Below are 20,551 nucleotides of genomic sequence, written 5' to 3' on the forward strand. Positions count from 1 at the left end.
GCAGGTGGCGCCGGAATCAGCCAGCCCCGAGAGGTGCAATCATGAAAGCATTCGTTGTTCTGGCCATGGCCAGTCTGTCGTCCTTCGCCTTCGCCAATACTGTCGAGGGCCCTGCACAGCGCTCCGACGTGGAGCAGTACCAGTACGGTATGGATCTGGACGTGGCCAGGGTGATTTCCACCACCGATACCTCGGCCATCTGCGGCCTGGCCCGCTCGGTGATGGTGTACGAGGATCACCAGGGCGAGCGCCATAGCCTGAGCTACCTGGCGCTGGGCGGCGGCTGCCGGGACAACTGATGTTTTATTACATCTCGAGCAAAAGAAAGCAGGGCCTGCCGGAACCATCCGCCAGGCCCGCTGCGCATCTGCAGGATGCCGGTGACGAGCGCCCCCGCCAGCGCCAGGGCGACAGCGAGTTCGCCCAGTTCATGCGCCTGCGCGAGGCCTGTCTCAACGAGCGGCGCTGACGCCTTCGAGGGTGGCGAAGGACGTGTCCTTGGCGGTCAGCAGGAAGTCGCGCATGAACGGCGCGTCGAGCATGTCGGCGCGGATGGCGGCGAACAGCGTGCAGTACAGGCCCTTCTCGCCGAGGCGCTTGGCGGTGACGTAGCCGCGCGAGCTGTACTCGTGCAGTGCCCAGTTGGGCAGGCTGCACACGCCGCGACCGCTGGCCACCAGCTGCATCATCATCACCGTCAGCTCCGAGGTACGCACCTGCGCCGGCTCGATGTCGGCCGGCTCGAGGAAGCGGGTGAAGATGTCCAGGCGGTCGCGGTCGATCGGGTAGGTGATCAGCGTCTCGCGCTCCAGGTCCTCGGGCAGCACGTAGGGGCGGTTGGCCAGCGCATGCTGGTTGGCCACCGACAGCAGCGCCTCGTAGGTGAACAGCGGCACGTAGGTGATGCCGCTCATCTCCACCGGGTCCGAGGTCACCACCAGGTCCAGGTCACCGCGCGACAGCGCCGGCAGCGGGGCGAAGGAGAAGCCCGAGGCCAGGTCCAGCTCCACCTCCGGCCAGGCATCGCGGAACTGGTCGATGGTCGGCATCAGCCACTGGAAGCAGCTGTGGCATTCGATGGCCATGTGCAGGCGGCCAGCGGTGCCGCCGGCCAGGCGCGCCAGGTCGCGCTCCGCCGCGCGCATCTGCGGCAACAGGCTGTCGGCCAGTTGCAGCAGGCGCAGGCCGGCGCTGGTGAAGCGCACCGGCTTGGTCTTGCGCACGAACAGCTGCATGCCCAGGCGCTCTTCGAGCTCCTTGAACTGGTGCGACAGCGCCGACTGGGTCAGGTGCAGGCGCTCGGCGGCCTCCACCAGGCTGTCGGTCTCACGCAAGGCATGCAGGGTCTTGAGGTGGCGGAGTTCCAACATGAGCGAATCTCAATGAATAAAACTTGTGATGATCAAGAATATGTTGAGTTTGTCTCATGACGTGCCGGCTGTCGAGAATGTGCGCCATTCACGAACATCGGAGACAGATCAATGGCACTCGCACACAACCTCGGCTTCCCCCGCATCGGCCGTGACCGCGAACTGAAGAAGGCCCTGGAGGCCTACTGGAAAGGCGAGCTCGACGAGGCCGGCCTGCGCGCCGTGGGCCGCGAGCTGCGCGCCGCGCACTGGCAGCTGCAGAAGGACGCCGGCATCGAACTGCTGCCGGTCGGCGACTTCGCCTGGTACGACCAGGTGCTGAGCCACTCGCTGACCTTCGGCGTGATCCCCGCGCGCTTCCACAACCATGGCGCCAAGCCGACCCTGGACACCCTGTTCGGCATGGCGCGTGGCGTCAGCCACAACACCTGTTGCGGCGGCGCGCATGCGCAGGAGATGACCAAGTGGTTCGATACCAACTACCACTACCTGGTCCCCGAATTCAGCGCCGATCAGCAGTTCGCCCTGAGCTGGGAACAGCTGTTCGAGGAAGTGGAGGAGGGCAAGGCGCTGGGTCACAACCTCAAGCCGGTGCTGATCGGCCCGCTGACCTACCTGTGGCTGGGCAAGGAGAAAGGGGGAGACTTCAATCGTCTCGACCTGCTCGAACGCCTGCTGCCGGTCTACGGTGAGATCCTCCAGCGCCTGTCTGCCCAGGGTATCGAGTGGGTGCAGATCGACGAGCCGATCCTCGCCCTCGACCTGCCGCAGGACTGGAAGAACGCCTTCGAGCGCGCCTACAACCTGCTGCAGAAGGAGCCGGGCAAGAAACTCATCGCCACCTACTTCGCCGGCCTGGAGGACAACCTCGGCCTGGCTGCCAGCCTGCCGGTGGATGGCCTGCATATCGACCTGGTGCGCGCGCCGGAGCAGTTCCCCGCCATTCTCGATCGTCTGCCTTCCTACAAGGTGCTGTCGCTGGGCGTGGTCAACGGCCGCAATATCTGGCGCACCGATCTGCAGGCCGCCTTGGCCGTGTTGCAGCAGGCCCATGAGCGCCTGGGGTCACGTCTGTGGGTGGCGCCATCCTGCTCGCTGCTGCACAGCCCGGTCGATCTGGGTCGCGAAGATAAACTGGATAGCGAGCTGAAGAGCTGGCTGGCCTTCGCCGTGCAGAAGTGCCAGGAGGTCGCCGTGCTGGCCCAGGCCCTGCGCGAGCCGCAGTCCGCCGAGGTGCAGGCCGCGTTGGCTGCGAGCAGCGCGGTGCAGGCCAGTCGGGCGCAGTCGCCGCGTATCCACAAACCGGCCGTGCAGGCGCGTCTGGCCGCTATCACTGCCGTCGACAGCCAGCGCCAGTCGCCGTTTGCCGAGCGCATCGCCAAGCAGCGCGCGTTGCTCGACCTGCCGCCGTTCCCCACCACCACCATCGGCTCCTTCCCGCAGACCTCGGCGATCCGCCTGGCGCGCCAGTCGTTCAAGGCCGGCAAGCTGTCCACCGCCGAATACACCGAGGCCATGCACAGTGAGATCCGCCATGCGGTGAGCATCCAGGAGCAACTGGGCCTGGACGTGCTGGTGCACGGCGAGGCCGAGCGCAACGACATGGTCGAGTACTTCGCCGAACAGCTCGACGGCTACGCCTTCACCCGCTTCGGCTGGGTGCAGAGCTACGGTTCGCGCTGCGTGAAGCCGGCACTGATCTATGGCGACCTGTCGCGCCCGCAGGCCATGACCGTGTCCTGGATCGAGTACGCCCAGCGCTGCACCGACAAGGTGATGAAGGGCATGCTGACCGGCCCGGTGACCATGCTGATGTGGTCCTTCCCGCGTGACGACATTTCCCGCAAGCAGCAGGCGCGCCAGCTGGCCCTGGCCATCCGCGACGAGGTGGTCGACCTGGAAGCCGCCGGCATCAAGGTCATCCAGATCGACGAGGCGGCCTTCCGCGAGGGCCTGCCGCTGCGCCGCGCGCAGTGGCAGGGTTATCTCGACTGGGCCACCGAAGCCTTCCGCCTCACCGCCTCTGGCGTGCGTGACGAGACGCAGATCCACACCCACATGTGCTACAGCGAGTTCAACGACGTGATCGAGTCCATCGCCGCCATGGACGCCGACGTGATCACCATCGAGACCTCGCGCTCGGACATGGAGCTGCTGGATGCCTTCGAGCGCTTCGAGTACCCCAACGAGATCGGTCCGGGCGTGTACGACATCCACTCGCCACGGGTGCCGGACAGCGCCGAGATGGTTCGCCTGATGCGCAAGGCCGCGCAGCGCGTGCCGGCCGAGCGGCTGTGGGTCAACCCGGACTGCGGCCTGAAGACCCGTGGCTGGGTGGAGACCGAGGCGGCGCTGGTCAACATGGTGGCGGCCGCGCGGCAGTTGCGTGCCGAGCTGGCCTGAGTGGCGCGCCGGGGATCTTTTGTCCTGAACCCCAGCGCAGCGCGGGGAGTCGGAATGCTTGTAGGGCCATGAGGCCCACAAGCAGGAGACGATGCAATGGTCATGCACTACAAGACTGCCGGCCACCTGGCCTGCGGCAGCCATGGCACGAAGCTGCCGTCCACCACTGAGCTGAACAAGGTGAAGTGCCGCAACTGCCGCAAGACCGAGGCCTTCACCGAGGCCCGCCGCACTGCCCGCAATGCTGCACGGCGGGCGGCGCGCCGCGAGAAGAACGCCCGTGGCGCCAACGACTGGCGTACTTCCTGGGAGGCGCGGCTCACTGCGCTGCCGGGGCGCCAGCGTCTGCCGCGTGGCTTTGGCGAGCAGGCGTTCGTCTAGCGCGCGGGAATCGCCACCAGGCTGAGCAGGTAGCCGTCGAACTCGGCGAAGTGGCCGTGCAGCTCGCTGCCGGCCGGCCATTCGCCGTGCAGGTCGAGCAGCAGGCGCAGGCGTGCACTGGTTGCGTCGTGCTCGAGCAGTTCGGCGTCGTGGAAGTAGAAGCGCTTGAGCACCAGCGGGTAGAGAGCCTTGAACAGGCTCTCCTTGAGCGAGAAGGTCAGGGTCACGCGTTGGGCGAAGGCCTGCGCGTCCAGCCCGGCGGCGCGCTGCAGCTCGGCAGGGGTAAGAATTTCCCCGGCCAGCTTAGCGGCACGTTCGGCGCTCAGCTGCTTCTCCAGATCCAGCCCCAGGCCACGCCATTGCCCGGCGCTGCCGACGATGGCAGCAGCCTGGCCGGCGCCGTGGGTGATGGAGCCGACGCTGCCATGCGGCCAGATCGGCACGCCATCCTCGTCGCGCCCCGGCACCAGTGCTTGGCCACAGAACTGGCGCAGGGCCTCACGAGCGCACAGGCGGCCGGCCAGGTACTCGCCCTGGCGCTTGGCCACGCCGCGCACCGGTTCGATGGCGCTGCACTGGAAGTCTTCGGCCAGCAGTTGCGTCGCATCGAAACTGGCGCGTACCAGCTGGGTGCCGGGCAGGTGCAGCGGCGCGGGCTCGGGGTGCAGGCGGCAGAAGGGTGGGATATGCACGGTCATGCCCGGCATTCTGCCGTGCCCGGTTAGGGCGGGCCAGCCGTTTACATTTCTTTGCACGGCGACAACGAAGCGCTACAGAGCAAACGCTTGGTTTAGGTTAACAATGGGCCAGGCGTTCCATTGGGGCGCTGGTGAGGTTGTAGTCACGCAGGCGGGTCGCCACGTGGCTTTGCTCTACTGATCGAGTACGGGAGTCCAGCTGGACTCCCGTTTTTTTTGCCCTCAGAACACCTGCTTGAACAGCGCCTGCATGTCGGCCCAGGAGCGTTCGTCGGCTTCCTTCTGGTAACCGAGGTCGAGGCCGTGGCCCTTGTGTGCGTCGGCGTCCGGGTTGCTGAAGCCGTGCTTGGCGCCGGCCAGTTCGACGAAGCGGTAGTCGGCGCCGGCCTTGTCCATCTCGGTCTTGAAGGCGGTGACCTGCTCGGCGGTGATGAAGCTGTCGGCGGCGCCGTGCTCGACCAGCACCTTGGCCTTGACGCTGCCCGGCGTGGCCGGGGTATCGGTGACCAGCGCGCCGTGGAAACTCACCACCGCGGCCAGCGGCAGGCCCTGGCGCGCCATGTCCAGCACGATGCGGCCACCGAAGCAGTAGCCGATGGCGGCGATCCGCGTGGTGTCGGTCTGTGGCTGCGCCTTGAGCAGTTCCAGCCCGGCGAGGAAGCGCGCCTTGGGCACGGCCGGATCGGACAGGGTGGCCTGCATGAAGGCGCCGGCGTCCTGCGGGTGCTGGGTGTTCTTGCCGTCGCCATACATGTCCACGGCCAGGGCGCTGTAGCCGAGGGCAGCGAGGTCGCGGGCGCGGCGTTTGGCGTAGTCGTTCAGGCCCCACCACTCATGCACCACCAGCACGCCGGGGCGCTTGCCGGCGATGGCGTCGTCCCAGGCGTGGTAGGCGATCAGGCGCTTGCCGTCGGCGCTGGTGTAGGGGATTTCCTGGGTCTGGATGGCGGCCTGGGCAGTGCCAGCCAGGCCAGCGAGGCAGAGCAGGGCGAAGAGGGCGTGGCGCATGACGGTTCTCCTGATCCTTGGGCGGAAGTAGCCACGATAGCCGAATGCGCCTGCCGTCACTTGCATCCCTGTGCTCTGTCTACAGCGGTGGCTTGGGCGGCGTGATGCCCATGGAGACGTAGATGCTGGTGAAGCGCTCCATGCCCATCTCCGCCGGCTTGACCCATTCCACCGGCACATAGAGCAGGCCGCCGCCCACCGGCACCGGTGCGGTCGGCACGAGGATGGCGTGGTAGGCGCGGCCGTCGATCTCCAGCGGCTGCGGGTTGGGCAGCAGGGCCAGCACGGCGGTGCCGTCGCCGCCGAAGAAGCACCACACCGGGCTCATGGCGCCCAGGTCGGCGTTGTCCTTCTGGTCCAGCAGGCCGACGAAGCGGTCGGCCAGCCCATACAGATTGCCGAGCAGGGGAATGCGTCGCAGGGTGCGGTCGAACAGGCGGCTCAGCGGGCCCTTGAGGCCCAGCTGCACGGCCAGGCCGAGAGGGTAGAGCGCCACGATCAGGCCCAGGGTGCCGAGCAGCCAGGCCAGCTCCTGGCTGCTGACGAAGGGCTGGCCGAGCCCGGCGAACAGCTTGCCGATGGTGCTGGAGGGGCCGATCAGGCCGTTCAGCAGGCTCACCACCCAGCCCAGCAGGGCCAGCGAGAGCGCCAGTGGCAGCAGGGCCAGCAGGCCGGCCAGCCAGGTGGTGAGGATGGAGTTGAAGCCGTTCTTGAACATGGTGGGAATCCCTGGCGAGTGCCTGCCAAGGCTATGGCAAAGCGGTGACGTTGGGCAGTGCGGGCATCGCAGTCTCGTTCAGTGTTGGTTCAGCAAGGGTTCAGGAGCGGTTCAGTGGCTGCCGGGCAACCTAGGCCCCGAGTTCAGCAACTTTCCCAACTCGGAGAAAAAACCATGAAAAACATCGCTAGCAAACTCGCCCTGGTAACCGCCATTTCCGTCGCGGCCATGTCGGCCCAGGCTGCCGATACCTTCGTCGGTGGGACCTGGGGACAGAGCGACAGCCGCATCGAGAATTCCGGCTCGCTCAACCGCAACCTGGGCCATCCTGACCTGGATCGGGTGATCGACGGCAGCGGCACCTGGGGTATCCGCGTCGGCCAGGAAACCCAGGACGGCCGCTACTACATGACCTACGAGAACGTCTCGGACGACTCGCAGGGCTACAAGCTGCGTCAGCAGCATCTGCTGGGTAGCTACGACGCCTTCCTGCCACTGAATGACAGCGGCACCAAGCTGTTCGGCGGTGCCACCGTCGGTGCGGTGAAACTGGAGCAGGAGAGCCGCGGCTACAAACGCGACAGCGACATCGGCCTGGCTGCCGGTCTGCAGGCCGGCATCCTGCAGGACGTGGGCAAGAATGCCTCGGTGGAAGCCGGCTACCGTTACATGAAAACCAACGCCAGCACCGAGATGGCACAGCATGGCGGCAGCAAGGTAGGCTCGCTCGATCTGGACCGCACCAGCCAGGTCTACCTCGGCGCCAACTACAAGTTCTGACCAACCAGGGAGAAGGCCGGGCGCCAGCCCGGCCTGCCGTAAGGGGGAACAGTCATGAAGATTCTGCTGGTCGAGGACGAGGCGCTGCTGCGCCACCACCTGCATACCCGCCTCGGTGAACGAGGTTTCGTGGTGGATGCGGTGGGCGACGCGGAAGAGGCGCTGTACCGCGTGCGCGAATTCAATCACGACATCGCCATCGTCGACCTGGGCCTGCCTGGCATGAGCGGCATGGACCTGATTCGCGAGGTGCGGGCGCAGGGCAACGGCCTGCCGATCCTGATCCTCACCGCGCGTGGCAACTGGCAGGACAAGGTCGAGGGCCTGGCTGCCGGTGGCGACGATTACCTGGTCAAGCCGTTCCAGTTCGAGGAACTGGAGGCGCGCCTGCATGCGCTGCTGCGTCGCTCCGTGGGGCTGGTGCAGTCCAGCGTCGCGGCCGGTCCGCTGCAGCTCGACCTCAACCGCAAGCAGGCCCTGGTCGACGAGCAGCCGCTGCCGCTGACCGCCTACGAATACCGCATCCTCGAATACCTGATGCTGCACCCGCAGCAGGTGGTGTCCAAGGATCGCCTGATGGAGCAGTTGTACGAAGGCGACGACGAGCGCGACCCCAATGTCGTCGAGGTCCTGGTCGGCCGCCTGCGCCGCAAGATCGAGGGCGCCTGTGCGCTGAAACCGATCGATACGGTACGCGGCCAGGGCTACATGTTCACCGAGCGTTGCCGATGATTCGCTCCCTGCGCGTGCGCCTGATGCTCGGCGCCACGGCGCTCGCCGTGGTGTTCATGCTGGCCCTGCTGCCGGTGCTGCAGAGCACCTTTCGTACGGCCCTGGAGAATGTCATCGAACAGCGCCTCGGCGCCGATGCGGCGACCCTGATCTCCGCCGCCCAGGTCGATGGCGAGCGCCTGGCGATGCCCGAGCAGTTGCCGGACGAGGAGTTCAACCTGCTCGACTCCAAACTGATCGGCCTGATCTTCGACCGCGACGGCAACCTGGTGTGGCGCTCGCCCTCCAGCGGCGACCAGCCGACGGACTATTTGCCGCGCTATGACGGCGAGGGGCACGAGTTCCTTCGGCATCGCAACGGGCAGGGCATCGAGTACTTCGTCTACGACCTCGAGGTCGACCTGCTGCGCGGCCAGGCCGCGGCTTTCAGCATCGTCACCATGCAGCCGGCCAGTGACTACCAGGCTCTGCTTAACGACCTCGACCGACGTCTCTGGCTGTGGCTGGGCGGCGCGCTGCTCGTGCTGCTCGGCCTGCTTTGGCTGGGGCTGACCTGGGGCTTCGGTAGCCTGCGCGGGCTCAGTCGCGAGCTGGACGAGGTGGAGAGTGGCAAGCGCGACCACCTGACCCGCGAGCACCCGCTCGAACTGCTGCGCCTGACCGACTCGCTCAACCACCTGCTCGAAGGCGAGCGCCGCCAGCGCGAGCGCTATCGCGATTCACTCGGCGATCTGGCGCACAGCCTGAAGACGCCGCTGGCCGTGCTGCAGGGCGTCGGCGAGACGCTGGCGATGAATCCGGGCAATCGTGAACAGGCCCAGGTGCTGGGCAACCAGGTCGAGCGCATGAGCCAGCAGGTGAGCTACCAGTTGCAGCGCGCCAGCCTGCGCAAGAGCGGCCTGGTGCGCCACCGCGAACCCCTGGCTGCGGCGCTGGATACCCTGTGCGGCGCGCTGGACAAGGTCTACCGCGACAAGCGCGTGCAGGTGATCCGCGACCTGCCCGCCAACCTGCAGGTACCGATGGAGCGTGACGCGCTGCTGGAGCTGCTCGGCAACCTGCTGGAGAACGCCTATCGCCTGTGCCTGGAGCAGATCCGCGTCAGCGCCCGGCAGGACGAGGGCGGCTATGAGCTGGTGGTGGAGGACGACGGTCCCGGCGTGCCGGCCAGCCAGCGCGAACGCATCCTCAAGCGCGGCGAGCGTCTGGACAGCCAGCATCCGGGGCAAGGCATCGGCACGGCGGTGGTGGTCGACATCCTCGACAGCTACGACGGCCAGCTGCTGCTGGAGGATTCTGCGCTGGGTGGCGCCTGCTTCCGCATACGCCTGCCCGGTTAGCTCTTGTTGTGCGCGACGCTGATGCGCTGGCGGCTGCCAGCCTGCACGTCGTAGATGTTGAAGTCGTTCATCGCCCGCCCGTAGAGGTGCAGGCTCACCGCGCGGGGCCGCTCATGGGGCACGCCGGTGATGTGGATATGGTCCGGATTGGGCACGAAGCTGGTGACCGCGCCGTGGTTCAGCAAGATGGTGCCGCCACGGGCCAGCTGGATGTCCTCGTCGGCGCCACGATCCGGCGACAGGCGCACGTAGCTGCGTTCCTCCAGCACGCCCTCGACCACGCCGACCACGCCCCAGCTGCCGTGATCGTGTACCGGCGTCCACTGGCCGGGCAGCCAGACCAGGGCGTAGAGCGACAGGCTCTGGTCCGGCGCGGCGTAGATCAGGTTGCGGGTATAGCCCTCGGGGCTGCTGCGGTAGTGCTCGGGCTCGAGAAAACTGCCGGCGTGCTCGATCAGCTCCAGCATCAGTGGTGCCAGGGCCAGCACGCAATCGGCCGGAATGCCGTGCAGGTGGCTGCGTGCGTCGGCCTCGTCGATGAAGCGCTGCAGGGCGATGGAGGTCATGGCAGGTCCCTATGCTGCCCCCTGGCGGGGCGATGTGAATGTAACAACCGTAGTGCATGATCTGCGCCAGAGTCGAACGGCTGCCGGCTTGTGGGAAAACGGCTGCCTATACTCCCTGCGCTGCGATGCCGGGCGCCTGTGGGCGCGGCAGCGACTGCCTGCGTACGAGCCGGCCAGGCAAGGCCCCATCCCCCACATTCTGGAGAACACCAAGTGGCTTTACGTATCAATGATTTCGTACCGGACTTCAGCGCCGAAACCGACCAGGGCCCGATCAAGTTCCACGACTGGATCGGCTCCGACTGGGCCATCCTGTTCTCCCATCCCAAGGACTTCACCCCGGTGTGCACCACCGAGTTCGGCGTCGTCGCCCAGCTGGCCGAAGAATGGCGCAAACGCGGCACCAAGGTGATCGGTGTCTCGGTCGATGGCGCCGAGTCGCACAAGCGCTGGAAGGGCGACATCGAGGCCGTCTGCGGCACGGCGGCGCAGTTCCCGATCATCGCCGACGAGGGCCTGGCCGTGTCCAAGGCCTTCGACATGCTGCCGGCCGAGGCCTACCTGCCTGAAGGCCGCACCCCGGCCGATACCGCCACCGTGCGCTCGGTGTTCATCATCGGCCCGGACAAGAAGCTCAAGCTGTCCATGACCTACCCGATGTCGGTCGGCCGCAACTTCGCCGAAGTCCTGCGCGCTCTTGATGCGTTGCAGCTGACCTACAACGTGCCCCTGGCCACCCCGGCCAACTGGGCTGCCGGCCAGGACGTGATAGTCGCTTTGGCGCTCAACGACGAGCAGGCGCGCGAGAAGTACGGCGCCCTCGACATCAAGCTGCCGTACCTGCGTACGGCCAAGGCGCCGAAGTAATTGTGATCCTGGACGAGCCTGCGCGCAGGCTCGTCAGGGCACCGGCTCGTAGCCGTCGCCCCGACCGCTGAGCCAGCGCAGGCGCAGCTTGCCGGCGGCTCGCAGATGAGCCGCCGCCTCTACGAACAACTGATGGTTCAGATCGGCATCGCGCAGCAGCCTCGTGCTGCCGTTGTCCTCGACATTGAGAAAGTGCGCCTCGTCCGCTTCGTCGACATAGCTACGCGCAACCAGACGCAGGGCCTCGCTACTGAAACGGTAGATGTCGTACTCGTAGTGGTAGTCGTACGCTCCGTCTTCATTCGGCTCGCTGGCGTCCACATGGCGAGTGCATTCGATGCGCATGGCGATTCCACCTAATGTGCTGAACCCACTAATGAGCCGGGTCGAGGCGGAGCATCTTCCTTCAGCCCCGGCTGCTGTGCCTGCATCAGGGCAGGGGGCTTCAGCCGCCGAACACCCAACCGTTGTTGCGATTATGCAGGTAGATGAAGACGTTCTCGCTCTTGTCGCGGGCAACGCCGGCGGTTCCCCAGGGGAAGTCGTTCTGCTCGCCCAGTTGAGCGGTCAGCCATTGGCGATGCAGTTGTTCGCGCTTGGGGATGGATGAGTAGAAGTCATCGTCGAAGTCGGTCGGAATCTGCGGGTCGCTCAGTTCGATGAACAGGCTTACCAGTATCTCCGACTCGAAGCGCAGGCTCAGTGCGACGCCTAGATGACGGTCCTGCAGTTGGAGGTAGGCGAAGCGGCAGGGCACCTGCCGGTCCATGACCTGTACCTGGCTCGTTTCGCCGATGCGGAAGGTCGCGTCGAGTTCCGCAGGCGTGGTGGCCGGTGTGATGAGCGTGCCACCGACACGTAGGTGCCCGTTGCTGCGGTCGATCTGCAGGTGCTGGCTCAATTTTCCTGGGCCCGATAGGCGCCCGGGGTCAGCCCGGTCCACTTCTTGAACGCGCGGTGGAAAGCCGAGGGTTCGGAGAAGCCGAGCTGTTCGGCCAGGTCCTGGATCGACAGTTCGTCGCGGCCCAGGTGGTAGATGGCCAGGTCGCGGCGCAGGTGGTCCTTGAGCTCCTGGAAGCTGCTGCCTTCCTCGCGAAGGTGGCGGCGCAGGGTCTGCGGGCTGATGTGTAGCTGGGCGGCGACGCTTTCCAGGTCCGGCCAGTGCGCGCAGTCGCGGCCGAGCAGGCGGCGGATGCGGCTGGTCAGGCTGTCGCCACCGTCCGGGCGGGCCAGCAGGTCGGCCGGCGAGTGTTCGAGGAACTGCTTGAGCGTGCGCTCGTCCTGCAACAGCGGCATGGCCAGGTAGCGGCTGTGGAACAGCAGGCTGGTGCTCTCGGCATCGAAGCGCCGGGGGCAGGGGTAGAGCAGGTCGTATTCGCCGCTGTGAGCCGGTTCGGGGTAGGTGAAGCTGGCCTCGTCCAGGCGAATGCGCTGGCCGATCAGCCAGCTGCCGAGGCGGTGCCAGATCACCAGCAGGCTCTCGGTGAGGAAATGGTCCGGGTCCCACAGGATCGAGCTGTCCAGGGTCAGACGAACGTGTTCACCGTCGCGCTGCAGCTGTACGCGCGGTGCATCCGGGAACAGCCCGTAGAACAGCATGCCGCGGACCAGGGCCTTCTCCAGGCTGTGGCAGTGGATGATGGCGTGGCACATCATGGCGAAGGTGCCGCGCTTGCTGGGAATGGCGCCGAAGCCCATGTACTCGTCGTCGAGCAGCGCCCACAGGCCCTGCAGCAGGCGCGTGAACTGCTCGGGGGCGAGGCGTGCGCGCGGCTCCTCGAGCAGCGCCGGCTGGATGCCGACCTCGCGCAGCAGGGGCAGGTAGTCGCAGTTCTGGCGCTGGGCACCGCGCAGGGCGGCGCGGATGAAATGGCTGGCGATGGTGCGTTCGCGCATGCTCGGGCTCGTCCTAAGGCTGGGCGGATGTTAGGCGGTGGCCTTTGTCCGAGACAAGCCGTGTGGTTCAGCCGAGCAGCGCCACCGCCTTGAACTGCGCCCACAACGCCTGGCCCGGATGCAGGCCGAGCTGGTCGTGCGAGTAGCGGGTGATGCGCGCCAGCAGCGGCTGGCCGGCCAGCTCCAGGCGCACCAGAACCTGGGCCGGCGACTCGCCCTCGGCCAGGTCGAGCACGCGTACCGGCAGGCGGTTGAGGATGCTGCTCGGGCCCGGTGGCTCGAGGCTCAGGCTGACGTCGCGGGCCGGCACCTTGAGGCGCAGCATCTGTCCGGCAGGCAGGGCGGCATGCGGTATGCGCAGGCGTTGCTCGCTGTTCGGCAGCTCCAGCTCCAGTAACTGGTAGTGGCTGTCGTGCCCGCATACGCGGGTATGCAGCACGGTGCTGGCGGTGTCGCTCTGCGCCAGCGGCAGATCGAGGCGTGGCAACAGTTCGTCGAGCGGGCCGCTGGCCAGCGCACGGCCGCTGTCCAGCAGCACCAGATGGTCGGCCAGGCGCGCCACCTCGTCGGCGGCGTGGCTGACGTAGAGCATGGGGATGTCCAGCTCGTCGTGCAGGCGTTCCAGGTACGGCAGGATTTCCTGCTTGCGCTTGCTGTCCAGCGCCGCCAGCGGCTCGTCGAGCAGCAGCAGGCGCGGGCTGGTGAGCAGGGCGCGGGCGATGCCGACGCGCTGGCGCTCGCCGCCGGACAAGGTGTCGGGGTGGCGCTCGAGCAGATGGCCGATGCCCAGCAGTTGCACGGCCTGGTCGAGATCGATGCGCCGCGCGGCGGGTGCGATGCGCTTCTGCCCATATTCGAGGTTGCCGCGCACGGACAGGTGCGGGAACAGGCTGGCCTCCTGGAACACATAGCCCAGTGCGCGCTTGTGCGGGGCGAGGAAGTGCCCGCGCGTGCTGTCCTGCCAGCATTCGTCGCCGATCATCACGCGGCCCTGGGCACCATGTTCCAGGCCGGCGACGCAGCGCAGCAGGCTGGTCTTGCCCGAGCCCGAAGGGCCGAACAGTGCGGTGATGCCACGTCCGGGCAGGTCCAGCGCGACCTGCAGGTGGAAGTCGGCGAAGGGCAGGTCCAGCTCGATTTTCAGGCTCATTGGCTCAGGCCACTTTCATCGGTGGGCGGCCCTTGAAGTGCAGCACCAGCAGGATCAGGAAGGAGAACAGCAGCATGCCGCCAGCCAGCCAGTGCGCCTGGGCGTACTCCATGGCCTCGACATGGTTGAAGATCTGTACCGAGACCACGCGGGTCTTGTCCGGGATGTTGCCGCCGATCATCAGCACCACGCCGAATTCGCCGAGGGTGTGGGCGAAGCCCAGCACGCTGGCGGTGAGGAAGCCGGGGCGGGCCAGCGGCAGCACCACGCTGACGAAGCAGTCCCAGGGGCTTGCGCGCAGAGTGGCGGCGACTTCGAGCGGGCGGCGGCCGATGGCTTCGAAGGCGTTCTGCAGCGGCTGCACCACGAAGGGCAGGGAGTAGAACAGCGAGCCGACCACCAGGCCAGCAAAGGTGAAGGGCAGGGTGCCCAGGCCCAGGCTCTGTGTCAGTTGCCCGACCGGGCCATGAGGCCCCATGGCCACCAGCAGGTAGAAGCCGATCACGGTCGGCGGCAGCACCAGCGGCAGGGCCACCAGTGCGCCGATCGGTGCCTTCAGCCAGGAGCGGGTATGCGCCAGCCACCAGGCGATGGGCGTACCCAGGGCCAGTAGCAGGACGGTGGTCAGGCTGGCCAGTTGCAGGGTCAGCCAGATCGCGGCGAAGTCGGCTCCGCTCAGGGGCATGGGGCGAGAAGTCCTTGTAGGAGGCCCCGGCGTTGGCCGGGGCCCGTTATCACAGCTGGTAACCGTAGGCGCGGATGATGGTCGCGGCCTGTTCGCCACGCAGGTAGTCGAGCAGGGCCTTGGCCGCTGCGTTGTCCTTGCCCTTGTTCAGCAGCAGGGCGTCCTGGCGGATCGGCTCATGCAGCTCGGCCGGCACCAGCCAGGCGGAACCCTCGCTGATTTTGCCGTCCTTGTACACCTGCGACAGCGCGACGAAGCCCAGCTCGGCATTGCCGCTGGCGACGAACTGGTGGGCCTGGGCGATGTTCTGCCCTTCGACCAGCTTGCCGGCCACGGCTTGGGTCAGGCCGAGCTTCTCCAGCACCTGGGTGGCGGCCAGGCCGTACGGGGCGGTCTTCGGGTTGGCGATGGACAGGTGTTTGAACTGGTTGGCCTTGAGCACCGCGCCTTCGCTGTCGACGTAGCCGGCCTTGGGCGACCACAGCGCCAGGGAGCCAACCGCGTAGGTGAAGCGCGAACCGGGCACGCTGTCGCCTTCGCTTTCCAGCTTGGCCGGGGTGGTGTCGTCGGCGGCGAGGAATACCTCGAAGGGCGCGCCGTTCTTGATCTGGGCGTAGAACTGGCCAGTGGCGCCGACCGAGGTCACCACCTTGTGTCCGCTGCTTTTCTCGAACTCGGCGGCGATGGCCTGCATCGGCGCGCTGAAGTTGGCAGCCACGGCGACCTGAACCTGGTCGGCGAGGGCGCTGCCGGCGAACATCAGGCTCAGGGCCAGGAGGCTGCGTTGCATGGTCTTGATCATGGGGAATTCCTTGTTGTGAGGGGTTGGGTTCAGCGAATGAAATAGTCGGCCAGGCAGTCGATCAGCGCCGGCTTGGTGCTTTCCAGCCAGCGTTGTTGGGCACGCGCCTGCCACTCCTCGGCGCGCTCCAGCGGCAGCTCGGGGGTGAACTGGGCGAGGTGCGTGGCGAGGCTGTGGAGATTCACCGCATGGCCGTTGCGCTCGATCCTCGCCAGCAGCTCACGCAAGGCTGTGCGCAGCTCAGTACAGGCAGGCTGCCCACGCAGGATTTCCTGCTCCAGGGTGTGGCGGCTGGCGAGGAGGGTCATGGCGGTTACAGCAGCGTCAGGGTGTAGCTGACGATCAGGCGGTTTTCGTCCTGGTCGGCGGTGCTGGTGTTGCCACGCAGCGAGGCGTTACGCCAGGAGAAACCGAGACCTTTCAGAGCGCCTTCCTGCAGGGTGTAGTCGAGGCGGAAGTCGCGTTCCCATTCATTGCGGTCGCCGCCGGCGGCGTCGATGTTGTCGCCCGACAGGTAGGTCACGGTGGCCTTCAGGCCCGGCACGCCGACCTTGGTGAAGTCGTAGGCGTATTCGGCCAGCCAGGTGCGCTCGCCGGCGGAGAGGAACTTGCCGATCTGGCGGTCGGTGATCAGGTAGGCGGTGGAACCGTCGCCCTGGTTGAGGAACGGGAAGGCGCTGTCGCCGGAGACCTGCTGGTAGCCACCGCTCAGCGCGTGGCCGCCCAGGGTGTAGGTGAACAGGGCGCTCCAGGTCTGGTTGTCGACCTCGCCGCGGTTGCTGTCGCCAGCTTCCCAGTAGCCGTTGCTGAAGTAGCCTTCGGCGCGGCCGGCGGCGCTGGAGTTCTTGCCGTCGGAGCTGCTGTTGAAGTAGCGCAGGTCGGACTTCAGTGCGCCCGGGCCGATGGCCCAGTTGTGGGTCAGGCCGAGGAAGTGCTGTTTGTAGAAGTCTTCCAGGTTGCCGTAGTAGTACTGCGCGAGCAGGTCCTTGGTGATCTTGTAGTCACCGCCGGCGAAGTAGAACTTGTTGCTGTCGACTACCGGGGTGCCGGTCGGTGCGGCGATGCGCAGGCCGATGTCGTCGGTGGAGGAGCGGGTCTTGGTGTGCTCGAGCTGACCGGCAGTCAGGGTCAGGTTGTCGATCTCGCTGGAGGTGACCTGGCCACCGTCGAACAGCTGTGGCAGCAGGCGACCGTCGTTGAAGGTCACGACCGGCAGCTTCGGCTGCAGGGTACCCAGGCGACCTTCGGTCTTCGACACACGCACCTTGGCGGTCACGCCGGCCTTGCTGTAGTCGTCGCGCGCCTTGCCGTCGCTGTCCAGCGGGAACAGCTGGCCTGGCTTGCGGCTGTCGCTGACATCGCCGTCACCGCCGGCATCCAGTTTCAGGCCCAGCAGGCCCACGGCATCCAGACCGAAGCCGACGGTGCCCTCGGTGAAACCGGAGCTGTAGTTGAAGAGGAAGCCCTGGCCCCACTCGTTGGCCTCGCCGCGGTTGTCGGCGGTGTTCTTGGTGTTCAGGTCGTAATAGAAATTACGCAGGCCGAGAGTGGCCTTGCTGTCTTCGATGAAGCCGGCGGCGCCTGCTTCCGTGGCCAGGGCGGCCAGGGAGACTGCGAGGGCCAGGGTGGATCTGTTCATGTGGATGCTCCGAGGTTGCTTGTGGTTATTCCTGGTGAGAGCGAGGCCATCCCAACATATCGCTGTATATAAATCTATATAGCGATAGGCGAACGCTGGTGGCCCGGGTTTCCTGGGTGTTGCTGAAAAGATTGGGAAAACGCGATGGCGGATCAGGCGTCAGATGCGCATGAGGCCAAAAGCTGACTTTAAAGTCAATAAAATTACCGATGAGCACAAGCGATGTCTTGTGCGGCATCTGTTCAACGGCCGCTCCGTTGGGAGCGAAACGGCCGTTGCGGCTGCATCAGACGCGTACTTCCACGTGCTCGCCGTTGAGGCGCACCGCCCATACCGGCAGCTGCTGCTCCGGGTACTCCAGGCAGGCGCCGTCGCTCAGGCGGAAGTGCTGCTTGTACAGCGGCGAGGCGATGACCATCTCACCCTGCAGGTGGCCGATGATCCCGCGGCCGATCACGTTGGCGCCGGACTTGGGGTCGCGGTTGCCGATGGCGAACAGCTGCTGCTCGCTTTCCGGCAGGTAGAACAGCGCTACCTGCTGGTCGCCGAGCAGGGCCACGACGCCGGAGTTGGGCACCAGATCGGCGGCGCTGCACAGCGGCTGCCAGGCGTTTTCGAGTTGGGTTGCTGCGCTCATCAGACGGCCTCCATGGTCACGGGAATCAGTTCGAGTTCGTTGTCGCGCGCCGGGCGGCGCTGGCCGCGTTCGCGGACGAAGTGGATGTCCGGGTCACCGCCGTGCTCGTTGACGAAGGTGCGGAAGCGCTTGAGCTTCTCCTCGTCCTTCAGCGCGTTGGCCCATTCGCATTCGTAGCGGTCGACCACCAGTTGCATCTGCGCTTCCAGCTCGTCGCCCAGGCCCAGGCTGTCGTGGATGATCACGTCCTTGAGGTAGTCCAGGCCGCCTTCCAGCGATTCGCGCCATACGGAGGTGCGCTGCAGCTTGTCGGCGGTGCGGATGTAGAACATCAGCACGCGGTCGATGTAGCGCACCAGGGTGGCGTCATCCAGGTCGGTGGCGAACAGCTCGGCATGGCGTGGACGCATGCCGCCGTTGCCGCAGACGTAGAGGTTCCAGCCGTTCTCGGTGGCGATCACGCCGATGTCCTTGCTCTGCGCTTCGGCGCATTCGCGGGTGCAGCCGGAGACGGCGAACTTGATCTTGTGCGGCGAGCGCAGGCCCTTGTAGCGGTCCTCCAGCAGCAGCGCCATGCCGACGCTGTCCTGCACGCCATAGCGGCACCAGGTGCTGCCGACGCAGCTCTTCACCGTACGCAGCGACTTGCCGTAGGCGTGGCCGGTTTCGAAACCGGCGGCGATCAGCTCGCCCCAGATTTCCGGCAGTTCGTGCAGCTGGGCACCGAACAGGTCGATGCGCTGGCCGCCGGTGATCTTGGTGTAGAGGTCGTACTTCTTCGCCACCGCGCCGATGGCGATCAGGCCGTCCGGGGTGATCTCACCGCCGGGGATGCGCGGCACCACCGAGTAGGTGCCGTTCTTCTGCATGTTGGCCATGAAGGTGTCGTTGGTGTCCTGCAGCGGCACCAGCGCCGGGTTCATGATCGGGCGGTTCCAGCAGGAGGCGAGGATCGAGCCCACGGCCGGCTTGCAGATGTCGCAGCCGACATGGCCCTTGCCGTGCTTGGCCAGCAGCTCCTCGAAGCTCTCGATGTTCTCCACGCGGACGAAGTGGTAGAGCTCCTGGCGGGTGTAGGCGAAGTGCTCGCACAGGCTCTTGTCGACTTCCACGCCACGGGCGGTGAGCTCGTGCTCGACCACCTGCTTGAGCAGCGCCGCGCAGCCGCCGCAGCCGGTGGCCGCCTTGGTGCAGGCCTTGACCCCGGCGATGTCGCTGCAGCCACCGTCGATGGCCGAGCAGATCGCACCCTTGCTGACGTTGTGGCAGGAGCAGATGGTGGCAGTGTCCGGCAGGGCATCGGCGCCCAGCGCCGGGGCGCCTTCGCCGGCCGGCATGATCAGGCTGGCCGGGTCTTCCGGCAGCTTGATGCCATTCTGCGCGTACTGCAGCAGGGTGTCGTAGTAGCTGTTGTCGCCGACCAGCACGGCGCCGAGCACCTGCTTGCCGTCGGCGGATACGACTAAACGGCGGTAGCTGGAAGTGGCCTCGTCGATGTAGCGGTAGCTCTTCGCGCCGGGCATCGCGCCGTGGGCGTCGCCGATGGAGCCGACGTCCACGCCGAGCAGCTTGAGCTTGGTCGACATGTCCGCGCCGAGGAAGGGCTGACCCTCCTGGCCGCACAGCTGGGCTGCCACCAGGCGGGCCATCTGGTAGCCGGGGGCGACCAGGCCGAAGATGCTGCCGTTCCACGCCGCACACTCGCCGATGGCGAAGATGTGCTCGTCGCTGGTCAGGCACTGGTCGTTGATGTTGATGCCGCCGCGAGCGCCCAGCTCCAGGCCGCAGGCGCGGGCCAGGGCGTCCTGCGGGCGGATGCCGGCGGAGAACACGATCAGGTCGGTCTCGAGGAAGTCGTCGCCGGCGAAGTTCATGCGGTAGCGGTACTCGCTGCCGGCGCAGATGCTCTGGGTGGCTTTGGATAGGTGCACGCCGACGCCGAGGTCCTCGATGCGGGCTTTCAGTGCGGCGCCGCCGAAGTCGTCCAGCTGTACCGGCATCAGGCGCGGGGCGAATTCCACCACGTGGGCTTCCAGGCCCAGGGATTTCAGCGCGTTGGCCGCTTCCAGGCCGAGCAGGCCGCCGCCGACCACCACGCCACGGCGCTTGCCGTTGGCGGCAGCGCGGATGCCGTCGAGGTCGTCGAGGGTGCGGTAGACCAGGCGTGAATCACCTTCGGCGCCTTCGATTGGCGGCACGAAGGGGTAGGAGCCGGTGGCCAGCACCAGTTTGTCGTAGCCGAGGCGGCCCTTGGCGGTGACCACTTCGCGCCTGGCGCGGTCGATCTCCAGCACCTGGGCGCTGAGGTGCAGGGTCAGGCCTTCCGCTTCATAGAGAGAGGCGGCGCTCATGGCCAGGGACTCGGCGTCGCGGCCGCCGAAGTACTCGGACAGGTGCACGCGGTCATAGGCGCGCTGCGCTTCTTCGCCGAAGACCTCGATGCGGTAGTGCGCCAGGGCACCGCCCGCGAGCAGTTGCTCGATGCAGTTGTGGCCGACCATGCCGTTGCCGACGACGATCAGTCGTTGCTTGTCAGTGGTAGCGTCTGTGCTGTTCATAGCGTTTCCCGGCCAAAGCTCATCAGGTTTTTCCGCGGCAATAAAAAAGGCGCCTGAAACCTTGCGGTCTCAGGCGCCTTTGCCTGTTCTGTCCGATGCCATCGCGGGGCATCGTTGTCGCCCATGTGTTCGATCGCCATTGATCGACTGGGCCGCCCGGATACAGCGGGCTCGATGGGGTCTATGCAGTGGCTGTGCCAGTTTTTTCGAATGCTGCTGCAGCCCTTGTTGCATGGGCCTTTGCGCCTGGCGAATGGACTCGACCCTGGAGCTTTTCGAGACCCAAAAGGAGGCGCGCGGCAGCTGCTCTGCCCCAATGTG

23 protein-coding genes are annotated in these 20,551 nt (G+C 66.5%); 8 read left to right on the forward strand and 15 right to left on the reverse strand.

Annotated elements, in window-relative coordinates; genetic code table 11:
* Positions 1-41: 41 nt before the first annotated feature.
* Positions 42-299, forward strand: coding sequence for a DUF2790 domain-containing protein (locus tag PTT45_RS08810; protein WP_273812735.1), 258 nt, complete (start codon positions 42-44; stop codon positions 297-299).
* Positions 299-469: a hypothetical protein gene (locus PTT45_RS08815; protein WP_273812736.1), complete on the forward strand. Its 171-nt coding sequence runs from the start codon at positions 299-301 to the stop codon at positions 467-469. Before PTT45_RS08810 ends, PTT45_RS08815 begins: the two co-directional genes overlap by 1 nt.
* Here PTT45_RS08815 and metR read toward each other — a convergent pair.
* A complete protein-coding gene (metR, locus tag PTT45_RS08820; RefSeq protein ID WP_273812737.1) occupies positions 453-1,370 on the reverse strand; it encodes a transcriptional regulator MetR in 918 nt (305 codons plus the stop codon). The two genes, PTT45_RS08815 and metR, sit on opposite strands and share 17 nt — an antisense overlap.
* Before the next feature lie 111 nt (positions 1,371-1,481).
* Here metR and metE point away from each other — a divergent pair, with 111 nt between their 5' ends.
* Positions 1,482-3,773, forward strand: a complete 2,292-nt coding sequence (gene metE / locus PTT45_RS08825; protein WP_273812738.1) for a 5-methyltetrahydropteroyltriglutamate--homocysteine S-methyltransferase — start codon at positions 1,482-1,484, stop codon at positions 3,771-3,773.
* Between the two features lie 96 nt (positions 3,774-3,869).
* On the forward strand, positions 3,870-4,154 hold the full coding sequence (locus PTT45_RS08830) for a hypothetical protein (protein ID WP_273812739.1): 285 nt from the start codon (positions 3,870-3,872) through the stop codon (positions 4,152-4,154).
* Here PTT45_RS08830 and PTT45_RS08835 read toward each other — a convergent pair.
* The 3 genes from PTT45_RS08835 to PTT45_RS08845 all read right to left on the reverse strand — a co-directional run bounded on the left by PTT45_RS08835 (position 4,151) and on the right by PTT45_RS08845 (position 6,578).
* Positions 4,151-4,852 carry a 4'-phosphopantetheinyl transferase family protein gene (locus tag PTT45_RS08835; RefSeq protein WP_273812740.1) on the reverse strand — a complete coding sequence of 234 codons (702 nt, stop codon included), beginning with the start codon at positions 4,850-4,852 and terminating at the stop codon, positions 4,151-4,153. The two genes, PTT45_RS08830 and PTT45_RS08835, sit on opposite strands and share 4 nt — an antisense overlap.
* A 222-nt stretch (positions 4,853-5,074) precedes the next feature.
* Positions 5,075-5,860 carry a dienelactone hydrolase family protein gene (locus PTT45_RS08840; protein WP_273812742.1) on the reverse strand — a complete coding sequence of 262 codons (786 nt, stop codon included), beginning with the start codon at positions 5,858-5,860 and terminating at the stop codon, positions 5,075-5,077.
* A 79-nt stretch (positions 5,861-5,939) separates the two neighbouring features.
* On the reverse strand, positions 5,940-6,578 hold the full coding sequence (locus PTT45_RS08845) for a DUF502 domain-containing protein (RefSeq protein ID WP_273812743.1): 639 nt from the start codon (positions 6,576-6,578) through the stop codon (positions 5,940-5,942).
* Positions 6,579-6,752: 174 nt separating this feature from the next.
* Between PTT45_RS08845 and PTT45_RS08850 the strand changes: the two genes are divergently transcribed.
* From PTT45_RS08850 to PTT45_RS08860, 3 genes are read left to right on the forward strand one after another with little or no spacing between them, the layout of a single operon-like run.
* The gene (locus PTT45_RS08850; RefSeq protein ID WP_273812745.1) at positions 6,753-7,358 is read left to right on the forward strand and encodes an outer membrane beta-barrel protein; all 606 of its coding nucleotides are present in this window, start codon (positions 6,753-6,755) and stop codon (positions 7,356-7,358) included.
* Between the two features lie 54 nt (positions 7,359-7,412).
* Positions 7,413-8,090 (forward strand): response regulator, encoded by a 678-nt coding sequence (locus PTT45_RS08855; protein WP_273812746.1) that lies wholly within the window; start codon positions 7,413-7,415, stop codon positions 8,088-8,090.
* The gene (locus PTT45_RS08860) at positions 8,087-9,430 is read left to right on the forward strand and encodes an ATP-binding protein (RefSeq protein ID WP_273812747.1); all 1,344 of its coding nucleotides are present in this window, start codon (positions 8,087-8,089) and stop codon (positions 9,428-9,430) included. Before PTT45_RS08855 ends, PTT45_RS08860 begins: the two co-directional genes overlap by 4 nt.
* On the opposite strand, the gene PTT45_RS08865 is transcribed toward PTT45_RS08860, so the two are convergent.
* Positions 9,427-9,996 (reverse strand): cysteine dioxygenase, encoded by a 570-nt coding sequence (locus PTT45_RS08865; RefSeq protein ID WP_273812748.1) that lies wholly within the window; start codon positions 9,994-9,996, stop codon positions 9,427-9,429. The two genes, PTT45_RS08860 and PTT45_RS08865, sit on opposite strands and share 4 nt — an antisense overlap.
* A gap of 213 nt (positions 9,997-10,209) precedes the next feature.
* Here PTT45_RS08865 and PTT45_RS08870 point away from each other — a divergent pair, with 213 nt between their 5' ends.
* Positions 10,210-10,863, forward strand: coding sequence for a peroxiredoxin (locus PTT45_RS08870; RefSeq protein ID WP_273812749.1), 654 nt, complete (start codon positions 10,210-10,212; stop codon positions 10,861-10,863).
* Between the two features lie 33 nt (positions 10,864-10,896).
* Here PTT45_RS08870 and PTT45_RS08875 read toward each other — a convergent pair whose 3' ends face one another.
* From PTT45_RS08875 to nirB, 10 genes are all read right to left on the reverse strand, one after another.
* Positions 10,897-11,208, reverse strand: a complete 312-nt coding sequence (locus PTT45_RS08875; protein ID WP_273812750.1) for a hypothetical protein — start codon at positions 11,206-11,208, stop codon at positions 10,897-10,899.
* A gap of 100 nt (positions 11,209-11,308) precedes the next feature.
* Positions 11,309-11,764, reverse strand: a complete 456-nt coding sequence (locus PTT45_RS08880; RefSeq protein WP_273812752.1) for a hypothetical protein — start codon at positions 11,762-11,764, stop codon at positions 11,309-11,311.
* Complete coding sequence (locus PTT45_RS08885) at positions 11,761-12,759, reverse strand: AraC family transcriptional regulator (protein WP_273812753.1); 999 nt, start codon at positions 12,757-12,759, stop codon at positions 11,761-11,763. The genes PTT45_RS08880 and PTT45_RS08885 overlap by 4 nt, the downstream gene beginning before the upstream one ends.
* Before the next feature lie 67 nt (positions 12,760-12,826).
* Positions 12,827-13,909, reverse strand: coding sequence for a molybdenum ABC transporter ATP-binding protein (gene modC / locus PTT45_RS08890; protein WP_273812755.1), 1,083 nt, complete (start codon positions 13,907-13,909; stop codon positions 12,827-12,829).
* Between the two features lie 4 nt (positions 13,910-13,913).
* Positions 13,914-14,594: a molybdate ABC transporter permease subunit gene (gene modB, locus PTT45_RS08895; protein WP_273812757.1), complete on the reverse strand. Its 681-nt coding sequence runs from the start codon at positions 14,592-14,594 to the stop codon at positions 13,914-13,916.
* Between the two features lie 49 nt (positions 14,595-14,643).
* Positions 14,644-15,396 carry a molybdate ABC transporter substrate-binding protein gene (modA, locus tag PTT45_RS08900; RefSeq protein WP_273812759.1) on the reverse strand — a complete coding sequence of 251 codons (753 nt, stop codon included), beginning with the start codon at positions 15,394-15,396 and terminating at the stop codon, positions 14,644-14,646.
* Between the two features lie 29 nt (positions 15,397-15,425).
* The gene (locus PTT45_RS08905) at positions 15,426-15,704 is read right to left on the reverse strand and encodes a hypothetical protein (protein ID WP_273812761.1); all 279 of its coding nucleotides are present in this window, start codon (positions 15,702-15,704) and stop codon (positions 15,426-15,428) included.
* A 5-nt stretch (positions 15,705-15,709) separates the two neighbouring features.
* Positions 15,710-17,035 carry an OprD family porin gene (locus PTT45_RS08910; RefSeq protein ID WP_273812763.1) on the reverse strand — a complete coding sequence of 442 codons (1,326 nt, stop codon included), beginning with the start codon at positions 17,033-17,035 and terminating at the stop codon, positions 15,710-15,712.
* A gap of 286 nt (positions 17,036-17,321) precedes the next feature.
* Positions 17,322-17,672 (reverse strand): nitrite reductase small subunit NirD, encoded by a 351-nt coding sequence (gene nirD, locus PTT45_RS08915; RefSeq protein ID WP_273812765.1) that lies wholly within the window; start codon positions 17,670-17,672, stop codon positions 17,322-17,324.
* Positions 17,672-20,230 carry a nitrite reductase large subunit NirB gene (nirB, locus tag PTT45_RS08920; protein WP_273812767.1) on the reverse strand — a complete coding sequence of 853 codons (2,559 nt, stop codon included), beginning with the start codon at positions 20,228-20,230 and terminating at the stop codon, positions 17,672-17,674. Before nirB ends, nirD begins: the two co-directional genes overlap by 1 nt.
* Positions 20,231-20,551: the final 321 nt, after the last annotated feature.

Source organism: Pseudomonas sp. Gutcm_11s, assembly GCF_028649395.1.
Lineage (GTDB): Bacteria > Pseudomonadota > Gammaproteobacteria > Pseudomonadales > Pseudomonadaceae > Aquipseudomonas.